This window comes from Mycoplasma sp. P36-A1, from assembly GCF_049478495.1.
GTDB lineage: Bacteria > Bacillota_I > Bacilli_A > JAJDGJ01 > JAJDGJ01 > P36-A1.
In genome coordinates this window covers 373,059-386,471 of record NZ_CP168083.1, presented here as the reverse complement: position 1 = coordinate 386,471, position 13,413 = coordinate 373,059, and the positions used below count along the sequence as shown (strand labels likewise).

General features: G+C 40.8%; 1 protein-coding gene and 6 rRNA genes. 1 reads left to right on the top strand and 6 read right to left on the bottom strand.

Annotated elements, in window-relative coordinates; translation table 4 throughout:
- Positions 1 to 193: 193 nt before the first annotated feature.
- Positions 194 to 1,751 (bottom strand): 16S ribosomal RNA (locus ACD762_RS01665).
- A gap of 1,479 nt (positions 1,752 to 3,230) precedes the next feature.
- On the opposite strand from ACD762_RS01665, the gene ACD762_RS01660 reads away from it, so the two are divergent.
- Positions 3,231 to 4,511 (top strand): ISL3 family transposase, encoded by a 1,281-nt coding sequence (locus tag ACD762_RS01660; RefSeq protein ID WP_423364143.1) that lies wholly within the window; start codon positions 3,231 to 3,233, stop codon positions 4,509 to 4,511.
- Between the two features lie 162 nt (positions 4,512 to 4,673).
- Here ACD762_RS01660 and rrf (ACD762_RS01655) read toward each other — a convergent pair.
- The 5 genes from rrf (ACD762_RS01655) to ACD762_RS01635 all read right to left on the bottom strand — a co-directional run bounded on the left by rrf (ACD762_RS01655) (position 4,674) and on the right by ACD762_RS01635 (position 13,185).
- Positions 4,674 to 4,782, bottom strand: a 5S ribosomal RNA gene (gene rrf / locus ACD762_RS01655).
- Between the two features lie 38 nt (positions 4,783 to 4,820).
- Positions 4,821 to 7,694 (bottom strand): 23S ribosomal RNA (locus ACD762_RS01650).
- 259 nt (positions 7,695 to 7,953) lie between these two features.
- Positions 7,954 to 9,511 (bottom strand): 16S ribosomal RNA (locus ACD762_RS01645).
- Between the two features lie 653 nt (positions 9,512 to 10,164).
- Positions 10,165 to 10,273, bottom strand: a 5S ribosomal RNA gene (rrf, locus tag ACD762_RS01640).
- Between the two features lie 38 nt (positions 10,274 to 10,311).
- Positions 10,312 to 13,185: ribosomal RNA gene (locus ACD762_RS01635) — 23S ribosomal RNA — on the bottom strand.
- The 16S, 23S and 5S rRNA genes sit together here, the layout of an rRNA operon.
- Between the last annotated feature and the right edge of the window lie 228 nt (positions 13,186 to 13,413).

Genomic DNA, 13,413 nt, shown 5'->3' with positions numbered 1-13,413 from the left:
TGTAAAATCTTTAGTATTACCCACTCCAATAAACAGAAATTCCTTCCATTTATTTTTGTTTGTCTTACTTATCTATCTTGTTTGTTTTCTAATATTATTCAGTTGTCAAAGATCTTTACTACTTAAGAAGTCTTTTCGACCTCTCAAAACTAAACAGTACTGCCTTTTTCAATCCAGCCTTCTTTCTCCTTAGAAAGGAGGTGATCCATCCCCACCTTCCGGTAGGGATACCTTGTTACGACTTCACCCCAATCATCAATCCCACCTTAGGCGACTCCTTCATTGCTGTTAGGTCATCGACTTTGGGTGTTATCAACTCTCGTGGTGTGACGGGCGGTGTGTACAAGGCCCGGGAACGTATTCACCGCGGCATTCTGATCCGCGATTACTAGCGATTCCAGCTTCATGTAGTCGAGTTGCAGACTACAATCCGAACTGAGATCAGCTTTTTGAGATTTGCTTGCCCTTGCGAGTTTGCTTCTCTTTGTACTGACCATTGTAGCACGTGTGTAGCCCAGATCGTAAGGGGCATGATGATTTGACGTCATCCCCACCTTCCTCTAGCTTGTCACTAGCTGTCTTGTTAGAGTCCCCACCTTATATGCTGGCAACTAACAATAGGGGTTGCGCTCGTTGCGGGACTTAACCCAACATCTCACGACACGAGCTGACGACAACCATGCACCACCTGTCTTAGTGTTAACCTCCACTATGCTTCCATAGCTTCGCACTAGATGTCAAGATCTGGTAAGGTTCTTCGCGTTGCTTCGAATTAAACCACATGCTCCACCGCTTGTGCGGGCCCCCGTCAATTCCTTTGAGTTTCACTCTTGCGAGCATACTCCCCAGGCGGAGTACTTAATGCGTTTGCTTCAGCACTGGGTTGCCCCAACACTTAGTACTCATCGTTTACGGCGTGGACTACTAGGGTATCTAATCCTATTTGCTCCCCACGCTTTCGTGCCTCAGTGTCAGTTACAGACCAGAAAGCCGCCTTCGCCACTGGTGTTCCTCCATATATCTACGCATTCCACCGCTACACATGGAATTCCGCTTTCCTCTTCTGTACTCTAGTTATGCAGTTATCATGGCATTATGGAGTTGAGCCCCATTCTTTAACCACAATCTTTCATAACCACCTGCGCACCCTTTACGCCCAATAATTCCGGATAACGCTCGCCACCTACGTATTACCGCGGCTGCTGGCACGTAGTTAGCCGTGGCTTTCTGATAAGGTAATGTCAAGTGCAAAGCATTTCCTCTTTGCAGTTTTCCTCCCTTATAACAGAGATTTACAACCCGAAGGCCTTCTTCTCTCACGCGGCATTGCTCCATCAGGGTTGCCCCCATTGTGGAAAATTCCCTACTGCTGCCTCCCGTAGGAGTCTGGGCCGTGTCTCAGTCCCAGTGTGGCCGTTCACCCTCTCAGGTCGGCTATGCATCGTCGCCTTGGTGAGCTTTTATCTCACCAACTAGCTAATGCACCGCAGGTCCATCCTTTAGTGAAGCTTGAAAGCTTCTTTTAATCTTCCACCATGCGATGGTTGATATTATCTGGTATTAGCAGTCGTTTCCAACTGTTGTCCCAATCTAAAGGGTAGGTTACCTACGTGTTACTCACCCGTTCGCCACTAAGAAAATGATCCAAGTTTAAAATGCAAGCACTTTATTCTTGGTTTTCTTCGTTCGACTTGCATGTATTAGGCATGCCGCCAGCGTTCATCCTGAGCCAGGATCAAACTCTTCATATTAATTTATTGACAGGATAATTGTGTTATCCATTTGTTTTGATTTCCTGACTGAATTGAATTGACAGTTCTGTTTAGTTTTCAAAGATCGTTGCGTTTTATTACTTTCGTTTTTCAACGCCCATATATAATAACAATTTAAACACTATAGGTCAACGCTTTTTTGCTTTTTTTTTGCTTTTTTTACTTATTTTCTTTTCTTTTATAATTCTATAGTTTTCTTTAATGTATTTTGCCTTTTTTTTATCATTTTTCTGCTTGTTTTTTCTTGCTTTTCTTCTTTTTTCTTTTCTAGTTAACCATTTCTAATTCTTTTCATTTCTCTTTTATTTTTTTCAAATGATAATATTTTTTTCATTTGCACTGTTTGTTAATAATTTCACAAACTTTTACGCTTTTACTTTTATCCACAGTTGTTTTTAAGCTTTATTTATTCCTTATTTATTTTATTTTTTACCTTCTTTTTTTAGTGTTTTGGGGATAAGTTTAGTTGATTATTCTATTTTTAATAGTTTTAAGCTAATTTTATCAACACTTATAAATACTAGCATTAGAATATAATCTTACAATAATTTAATTTTTTGTCCTTATTCTAGTATTTTTAATCTTTTTTTGACTAGTTTCTTTTTACTTATATAATTTTTGGGCTATTTATCTAGCTATACTATAAGTTATCTACAATAATACTAAACGAATACTTCTTAGTAAACTTTCTTAACAAGTAATTTATTAACTGCTTTTAGTTTTAGATACTAATCTAAAATTAAGATAGTTGCCACAATTATAGCTATTAGTACTATAGATGATACTTTATATCATTGTTTATCTATTTAAGCTTATACTTGCTTATTTAAGCTTGTATCAAGTTACTTTGCTCTTTATTTCACTGTTAGAAGCTCTATCTTAATTAATACCTATCTATTTTTTTAAAAGACTACTAAATAAAGGCTGCTTTTACTCATACTCATTACTATCCAGTTTTATTAATTATGTTTTAATTCTATATTTTATTGAATGGAAATAATTGCTTCAAGTAATAATAATACAGTAGTTGTTAAATGGTTAGTTTAAAAAATATCTTTATAATACTTTTTACATCACTACTAGATTCAGTACCTTTTATTTAGCTTTACTACTTAAGTAGTTATCAAATTAATACTGTTATAACTTTATCGTTTATAAATAATACAAGCAGCTCTTTTTTAATTAATATTATAAATCAACTCTTTTAAGAAACACTTCTATTTTTAACAGCTTAGATCTAGGCAATAATATAATTAATTAAAAAAACAGCCTAAAGAGCTGTTTTATCTTGTATTAAATCATGTATCAAATTGTATAGGTTCTATAATTTATAGGGTGGAATAACAAATTCAAGTATTACTTGAAATGTTATCCACCCTTAAATTGTTAATATAAAGAAAAAGACATTTATCTTTGTTATAATTTAAGCGACAAAACTAAATTAAGGAGATAAATGTCATGATTAATAATAACATAATTAATAAAAACAATAAAGAATTAAAAGAAATTATTGGAATTAATGACTCCAATATTAATATATATAAATTTCAAGATGAAAAAATTAAAGATAATATTTCTAAAGTGTTTTATGGAATTCTATTTTTTAATGATAATGTTTGCCCTAAATGTAATAAAGTTCATAATAAATTTTATGTACATAATAAAAAAGTATCTCTTATTAAATTACCTATGGTTTCTGGTTTTGATGCTTATTTAAAGCTTACTAAAACTCGTTACAAATGTATGGAATGTAATAAAACTTTTATTCCTGCTAATACTCTAACAAATCCTGGATGTTTTATTTCTAATAAAGTTAAATATCTAATTGCTCTTAAATTAACTAATATGCTTACTTGTACTTATATTGCTAAAGATCATAATGTATCTACACATTCTGTTTTTAGAGTATTAGATACTTATGCAGAGGCTGCTAAATCTACTACTATTAAATCCTATTTACCAAAAGTACTTCATTTTGATGAGTTTAAATCTACTAAAGATGCTGATGGCAATATGTCCTTTGTTATTATGGATGGTGAAAAAAGAAAGCTACTAGATATCGTAGAAAACAGACAAAAAGCTTACTTAGAGAACTATTTTAGCTACTATACAAAAGAAGCTATTGATAATGTTGAATATATTGTAATTGATATGTATACACCTTATATTGAAATCATTAAAAATGTCTTTACTAATGCTAAAATAATATTAGATAGATTTCATATTTATCAGAATTTAACTAGAGCCTTTAATAAAACTAGAGTTGCAATTATGAATGCAGATGAAAAAAACAGAAATAAGTTCAAAAATTTTTGGAAACCTATATTACAGTTAAAAGAGAATCTTTCAGAAGTGATGTTTAAGCATGCAACCTTTAATTATAAGTTTACAAACAATAAAGCAATTATAAATTATTTAATCGAGAATAATGATGACTTTAAAAATAATTATGAAATATATCAAGATTTACTATTTTCTTTAAAATACAATAATATGGAAATGTTTAAGAAAACAATTGATCAGCCTAATAAATTAGCTTCAGACAAAATTAAAACTTGTATATCTACCTTTATTAAGTATTATGAATATATTAAAGATAGTTTCGATGTTGAGTATAATAATGGAATAATAGAAGGTACAATATCTAAATTCAAGAAGTTAAAAACAATATCTTGTGGCTTTAGAAGATTTGAAAGATTAAAAACTAGAATAATGATACAAGAATTATTAATTGTATAAAAAAAGCATAAAAAAAAGGATATAACATTTCTGTTATATCCTGTACTAACTCATATATCAAATTGTAAAATTCCACCCTATTTGACAAAGAGCCATTGTATAATTACACCCATTTGATCAAAGAGACATAAAAAAAAGCCCTTTTAAGGGGGCTCTTACTTTGCCTGGCGATGTCCTATTCTCGCACTTTCGTACTACATTCGGCGCTAAGATGCTTAACTTCTGTGTTCGGTATGGGTACAGGTGTGTCCATCTTGCCATCAACACCAGACTTTGTAAAGTCTTTGCTGAATAATATTAGTCTTTTTCAAGGTTAAGTCCTCGACCTATTAGTAACACTCAGCTTAATACATCGCTGTACTTACACATGTGTCCTATCTACCTTGTAGTCTTCAAGGGGTCTTACTTATTGGGATATCTCATCTTGAAGTAGGCTTCCCGCTTAGATGCCTTCAGCGGTTATCCTTTCCCTACTTAGCTTTCCAGCCATGCCACTGGCGTGACAACTGGTGCACCAGAGGTAGGTCCATCCCGGTCCTCTCGTACTAAGGACAGCCCTTCTCAAATATCCTACGCCCACGACAGATAGGGACCGAACTGTCTCACGACGTTCTGAACCCAGCTCGCGTACCGCTTTAATGGGCGAACAGCCCAACCCTTGGGACCGAATTCAGCCCCAGGATGCGATGAGCCGACATCGAGGTGCCAAACCTTGCCGTCGATGTGAACTCTTGGGCAAGATCAGCCTGTTATCCCCAGGGTAGCTTTTATCCGTTGAGCGACGGCCATTCCATTCTGCACCGCCGGATCACTATGCCCGACTTTCGTCCCTGCTCGAGTTGTTGCTCTCGCAGTCAAGCACCCTTTTGCCATTGCACTCTTTGCATGATTTCCATCCATGCTGAGGGTACCTTTGGGCGCCTCCGTTACCTTTTAGGAGGCGACCGCCCCAGTCAAACTGCCCACCAGACACTGTCCTATACCCCGTTTAGGGGTTCTAGTTAGAGATTCAATATATCAAGGGTGGTATCCCAACATCGCATCAATACACACTTGCGCATGTATCTCTTTTGCTCCCACCTATCCTGTACATAATATACTAAATCCCAATATCAAGCTACAGTAAAGCTCCATGGGGTCTTTCCGTCTTGTCGCGGGTAACCTGCATCTTCACAGGTACTAAGATTTCACCAAGTCTATTGTTGAGACAGTGCCCAAATCGTTACGCCTTTCGTGCGGGTCGGAACTTACCCGACAAGGAATTTCGCTACCTTAGGACCGTTATAGTTACGGCCGCCGTTTACTGGGGCTTCGGTTCTGTGCTTTGCATTGCTGCTAACACTTCCCCTTAACCTTCCAGCACCGGGCAGGCGTCACCCCCTATACTTCGTCTTACGACTTTGCAGAGAGCTGTGTTTTTGGTAAACAGTCGCTTGGGCCTATTCACTGCGGCTTATATTTCTATAAGCACTCCTTCTCCCTAAGTTACGGAGTCATTTTGCCGAGTTCCTTAACAATAGTTCTCTTGCTCACCTCGGAATTCTCTTCCTGACCACGTGTGTTCGTTCTCGGTACGGGCATTGTTACAATTAGCCATAGAAGCTTTTCTTGAAAGCTGGCATCGGGTGTTCTTGATTGCTCAATCTTGTCTAGTCTTTAGATTATGTACTACGGATTTGCCTATAGTACTCCTTCTACTAGCCTACTAACATCCATCTCGCTAGCTCACCCTAGCCTTCTTTGTCACTCCTTCTGTTGTAACAACGGTGCAGGAATCTCTACCTGCTGTCCATCGACTACGCTTTTCAGCCTCGCCTTAGGTCCCGACTTACCCTGGGCGGACGAGCCTTCCCCAGGAATCCTTAGTCAATCGGTGTAAGGGATTCTCACCCTTATTCGCTACTCACACCGGCATTCTCACTTCTAATCAATCCACTCACTCCTCACGGTATGGCTTCTTCTCAATTAGAACGCTCTCCTACCACATTTCTGTCCTCAGCTTCGGTGTTATGCTTAGCCCCGGTAAATTTTCGGCGCAAAGTCACTCGACTAGTGAGCTGTTACGCACTCTTTGAAGGATGGCTGCTTCTAAGCCAACCTCCTAGCTGTCTGTGCAACTTTACATCCTTTTCCACTTAGCATATACTTTGGGACCTTAGCTGGAGATCTGGGCTGTTTCCCTTTCGACTACGGACCTTATCACCCATAGTCTGACTCCTGATCATATCTTTCTGGCATTCGGAGTTTGATTATACTCAGTACCCCATGCTGGGGCCATCATACATTCAGTGCTCTACCTCCAGAAGACTCTTATCAAGGCTAGCCCTAAAGCTATTTCGGAGAGAACCAGCTATCTCCAGGTTCGATTGGAATTTCACCCCTAACCACAGCTCATCCTCGCACTTTTCAACGTGCGTAGGTTCGGTCCTCCATTTAGTGTTACCTAAACTTCAACCTGGCCATGGCTAGATCACCTGGTTTCGGGTCTATGACTACATACTTTGCGCCCTATTAAGACTCGCTTTCGCTTCGGCTCCATATCTTCTATTTAACCTCGCATGCAATCATAACTCGCCGGTTCATTCTACAAAAGGCACGCTATCACCCTTTAACGGGCTCTAACTTTTTGTAAGCATATGGTTTCAGGTTCTCTTTCACTGCCCCTTCCGGGGTTCTTTTCACCTTTCCCTCACGGTACTGGTTCACTATCGATCACTTGGTAGTATTTAGCCTTGCCAGATGGTCCTGGCGGATTCCAACAGGATTTCTCGTGTCCCGTTGTACTCAGGATTCCACTTTGTGTTGAAGTAATTTCGCCTACGAGGCTTTCACTCTCTTTGACTTACCTTCCCAGGTAATTCGGCTATCACTCGCTCACTCTATTGTGGTCCTACAACCCCGCATCGCTGCGGTTTGGGCTTCTCCCCGTTCGCTCGCCGCTACTAGGGGAATCACTTTTGTTTTCTTTTCCTCTAGGTACTAAGATGTTTCAGTTCCCTAGGTCTGCCTTGTCATGCACTATGTATTTATGCATGCATTTAGTTATCTCTAACTATGGGTTCTCCCATTCGGATACCCCTGACTACGAGTGTTATCCTCTTATCAGGGCTTTTCGCAGATTACCGCGTCCTTCTTCGGCTCCAAGTGTCTAGGCATTCACCATACGCTCTTTCTTCCTTAACCTTACTTTTTTTTCAAGTTTATTCTTGCGTTTTTTTGAAAGTTTCGCTCTTTCTTTTGCTTGTTTTTTGTAAAATCTTTAGTATTACCCACTCCAATAAACAGAAATTCCTTCCATTTATTTTTGTTTGTCTTACTTATCTATCTTGTTTGTTTTCTAATATTATTCAGTTGTCAAAGATCTTTACTACTTAAGAAGTCTTTTCGACCTCTCAAAACTAAACAGTACTGCCTTTTTCAATCCAGCCTTCTTTCTCCTTAGAAAGGAGGTGATCCATCCCCACCTTCCGGTAGGGATACCTTGTTACGACTTCACCCCAATCATCAATCCCACCTTAGGCGACTCCTTCATTGCTGTTAGGTCATCGACTTTGGGTGTTATCAACTCTCGTGGTGTGACGGGCGGTGTGTACAAGGCCCGGGAACGTATTCACCGCGGCATTCTGATCCGCGATTACTAGCGATTCCAGCTTCATGTAGTCGAGTTGCAGACTACAATCCGAACTGAGATCAGCTTTTTGAGATTTGCTTGCCCTTGCGAGTTTGCTTCTCTTTGTACTGACCATTGTAGCACGTGTGTAGCCCAGATCGTAAGGGGCATGATGATTTGACGTCATCCCCACCTTCCTCTAGCTTGTCACTAGCTGTCTTGTTAGAGTCCCCACCTTATATGCTGGCAACTAACAATAGGGGTTGCGCTCGTTGCGGGACTTAACCCAACATCTCACGACACGAGCTGACGACAACCATGCACCACCTGTCTTAGTGTTAACCTCCACTATGCTTCCATAGCTTCGCACTAGATGTCAAGATCTGGTAAGGTTCTTCGCGTTGCTTCGAATTAAACCACATGCTCCACCGCTTGTGCGGGCCCCCGTCAATTCCTTTGAGTTTCACTCTTGCGAGCATACTCCCCAGGCGGAGTACTTAATGCGTTTGCTTCAGCACTGGGTTGCCCCAACACTTAGTACTCATCGTTTACGGCGTGGACTACTAGGGTATCTAATCCTATTTGCTCCCCACGCTTTCGTGCCTCAGTGTCAGTTACAGACCAGAAAGCCGCCTTCGCCACTGGTGTTCCTCCATATATCTACGCATTCCACCGCTACACATGGAATTCCGCTTTCCTCTTCTGTACTCTAGTTATGCAGTTATCATGGCATTATGGAGTTGAGCCCCATTCTTTAACCACAATCTTTCATAACCACCTGCGCACCCTTTACGCCCAATAATTCCGGATAACGCTCGCCACCTACGTATTACCGCGGCTGCTGGCACGTAGTTAGCCGTGGCTTTCTGATAAGGTAATGTCAAGTGCAAAGCATTTCCTCTTTGCAGTTTTCCTCCCTTATAACAGAGATTTACAACCCGAAGGCCTTCTTCTCTCACGCGGCATTGCTCCATCAGGGTTGCCCCCATTGTGGAAAATTCCCTACTGCTGCCTCCCGTAGGAGTCTGGGCCGTGTCTCAGTCCCAGTGTGGCCGTTCACCCTCTCAGGTCGGCTATGCATCGTCGCCTTGGTGAGCTTTTATCTCACCAACTAGCTAATGCACCGCAGGTCCATCCTTTAGTGAAGCTTGAAAGCTTCTTTTAATCTTCCACCATGCGATGGTTGATATTATCTGGTATTAGCAGTCGTTTCCAACTGTTGTCCCAATCTAAAGGGTAGGTTACCTACGTGTTACTCACCCGTTCGCCACTAAGAAAATGATCCAAGTTTAAAATGCAAGCACTTTATTCTTGGTTTTCTTCGTTCGACTTGCATGTATTAGGCATGCCGCCAGCGTTCATCCTGAGCCAGGATCAAACTCTTCATATTAATTTATTGACAGGATAATTGTGTTATCCATTTGTTTTGATTTCCTGACTGAATTGAATTGACAGTTCTGTTTAGTTTTCAAAGATCGTACATCTTTCGATGTGTTTTGCGCTTTTTCAACGCTTATATATAATAACAAATTTACTACTGTTTTGTCAATGCTTTTCACATCTTTTTTATAATTAATTTGTTATTACTATTTTTTATCGCCTATTTGGCTTGTTTATATAATACCATTTTTTCCCTTACATAAGCAATATTAATTGTTTCTTTTTACTATATTAAAATAAAATTAACCTCTTCTTAATAAAACATCAGTATACACGACTTAAAACCTTTAAATACTATATGTAAATTTTTTATCATCTATCTTTATCTATAGTTATACTTATAAGTAAAAGTATTAAATATGTATATTATTATCTAAAAGGCAATTACAATAACATTGTTTCATTTAAATATTCTACTGTTTAATTTATTATCCGTTAAAAATTGGATGAGTATTTTATTATATTTTTTAGTAATAAGTTACTATTAGTATAACTTAATGTTTATAAGCTGAACAGAACGTTCACTTTTTTTAATAAAGAATATAAAAAACAGCCCAAAAAGCTGTTAATAAAAAAAAGCCCTTTTAAGGGGGCTCTTACTTTGCCTGGCGATGTCCTATTCTCGCACTTTCGTACTACATTCGGCGCTAAGATGCTTAACTTCTGTGTTCGGTATGGGTACAGGTGTGTCCATCTTGCCATCAACACCAGACTTTGTAAAGTCTTTGCTGAATAATATTAGTCTTTTTCAAGGTTAAGTCCTCGACCTATTAGTAACACTCAGCTTAATACATCGCTGTACTTACACATGTGTCCTATCTACCTTGTAGTCTTCAAGGGGTCTTACTTATTGGGATATCTCATCTTGAAGTAGGCTTCCCGCTTAGATGCCTTCAGCGGTTATCCTTTCCCTACTTAGCTTTCCAGCCATGCCACTGGCGTGACAACTGGTGCACCAGAGGTAGGTCCATCCCGGTCCTCTCGTACTAAGGACAGCCCTTCTCAAATATCCTACGCCCACGACAGATAGGGACCGAACTGTCTCACGACGTTCTGAACCCAGCTCGCGTACCGCTTTAATGGGCGAACAGCCCAACCCTTGGGACCGAATTCAGCCCCAGGATGCGATGAGCCGACATCGAGGTGCCAAACCTTGCCGTCGATGTGAACTCTTGGGCAAGATCAGCCTGTTATCCCCAGGGTAGCTTTTATCCGTTGAGCGACGGCCATTCCATTCTGCACCGCCGGATCACTATGCCCGACTTTCGTCCCTGCTCGAGTTGTTGCTCTCGCAGTCAAGCACCCTTTTGCCATTGCACTCTTTGCATGATTTCCATCCATGCTGAGGGTACCTTTGGGCGCCTCCGTTACCTTTTAGGAGGCGACCGCCCCAGTCAAACTGCCCACCAGACACTGTCCTATACCCCGTTTAGGGGTTCTAGTTAGAGATTCAATATATCAAGGGTGGTATCCCAACATCGCATCAATACACACTTGCGCATGTATCTCTTTTGCTCCCACCTATCCTGTACATAATATACTAAATCCCAATATCAAGCTACAGTAAAGCTCCATGGGGTCTTTCCGTCTTGTCGCGGGTAACCTGCATCTTCACAGGTACTAAGATTTCACCAAGTCTATTGTTGAGACAGTGCCCAAATCGTTACGCCTTTCGTGCGGGTCGGAACTTACCCGACAAGGAATTTCGCTACCTTAGGACCGTTATAGTTACGGCCGCCGTTTACTGGGGCTTCGGTTCTGTGCTTTGCATTGCTGCTAACACTTCCCCTTAACCTTCCAGCACCGGGCAGGCGTCACCCCCTATACTTCGTCTTACGACTTTGCAGAGAGCTGTGTTTTTGGTAAACAGTCGCTTGGGCCTATTCACTGCGGCTTATATTTCTATAAGCACTCCTTCTCCCTAAGTTACGGAGTCATTTTGCCGAGTTCCTTAACAATAGTTCTCTTGCTCACCTCGGAATTCTCTTCCTGACCACGTGTGTTCGTTCTCGGTACGGGCATTGTTACAATTAGCCATAGAAGCTTTTCTTGAAAGCTGGCATCGGGTGTTCTTGATTGCTCAATCTTGTCTAGTCTTTAGATTATGTACTACGGATTTGCCTATAGTACTCCTTCTACTAGCCTACTAACATCCATCTCGCTAGCTCACCCTAGCCTTCTTTGTCACTCCTTCTGTTGTAACAACGGTGCAGGAATCTCTACCTGCTGTCCATCGACTACGCTTTTCAGCCTCGCCTTAGGTCCCGACTTACCCTGGGCGGACGAGCCTTCCCCAGGAATCCTTAGTCAATCGGTGTAAGGGATTCTCACCCTTATTCGCTACTCACACCGGCATTCTCACTTCTAATCAATCCACTCACTCCTCACGGTATGGCTTCTTCTCAATTAGAACGCTCTCCTACCACATTTCTGTCCTCAGCTTCGGTGTTATGCTTAGCCCCGGTAAATTTTCGGCGCAAAGTCACTCGACTAGTGAGCTGTTACGCACTCTTTGAAGGATGGCTGCTTCTAAGCCAACCTCCTAGCTGTCTGTGCAACTTTACATCCTTTTCCACTTAGCATATACTTTGGGACCTTAGCTGGAGATCTGGGCTGTTTCCCTTTCGACTACGGACCTTATCACCCATAGTCTGACTCCTGATCATATCTTTCTGGCATTCGGAGTTTGATTATACTCAGTACCCCATGCTGGGGCCATCATACATTCAGTGCTCTACCTCCAGAAGACTCTTATCAAGGCTAGCCCTAAAGCTATTTCGGAGAGAACCAGCTATCTCCAGGTTCGATTGGAATTTCACCCCTAACCACAGCTCATCCTCGCACTTTTCAACGTGCGTAGGTTCGGTCCTCCATTTAGTGTTACCTAAACTTCAACCTGGCCATGGCTAGATCACCTGGTTTCGGGTCTATGACTACATACTTTGCGCCCTATTAAGACTCGCTTTCGCTTCGGCTCCATATCTTCTATTTAACCTCGCATGCAATCATAACTCGCCGGTTCATTCTACAAAAGGCACGCTATCACCCTTTAACGGGCTCTAACTTTTTGTAAGCATATGGTTTCAGGTTCTCTTTCACTGCCCCTTCCGGGGTTCTTTTCACCTTTCCCTCACGGTACTGGTTCACTATCGATCACTTGGTAGTATTTAGCCTTGCCAGATGGTCCTGGCGGATTCCAACAGGATTTCTCGTGTCCCGTTGTACTCAGGATTCCACTTTGTGTTGAAGTAATTTCGCCTACGAGGCTTTCACTCTCTTTGACTTACCTTCCCAGGTAATTCGGCTATCACTCGCTCACTCTATTGTGGTCCTACAACCCCGCATCGCTGCGGTTTGGGCTTCTCCCCGTTCGCTCGCCGCTACTAGGGGAATCACTTTTGTTTTCTTTTCCTCTAGGTACTAAGATGTTTCAGTTCCCTAGGTCTGCCTTGTCATGCACTATGTATTTATGCATGCATTTAGTTATCTCTAACTATGGGTTCTCCCATTCGGATACCCCTGACTACGAGTGTTATCCTCTTATCAGGGCTTTTCGCAGATTACCGCGTCCTTCTTCGGCTCCAAGTGTCTAGGCATTCACCATACGCTCTTTCTTCCTTAACCTTACTTTTTTTTCAAGTTTATTCTTGCGTTTTTTTGAAAGTTTCGCTCTTTCTTTTGCTTGTTTTTTGTAAAATCTTTAGTATTACCCACTCCAATAAACAGAAATTCCTTCCATTTATTTTTGTTTGTCTTACTTATCTATCTTGTTTGTTTTCTAATATTATTCAGTTGTCAAAGATCTTTACTACTTAAGAAGTCTTTTCGACCTCTCAAAACTAAACAGTACTG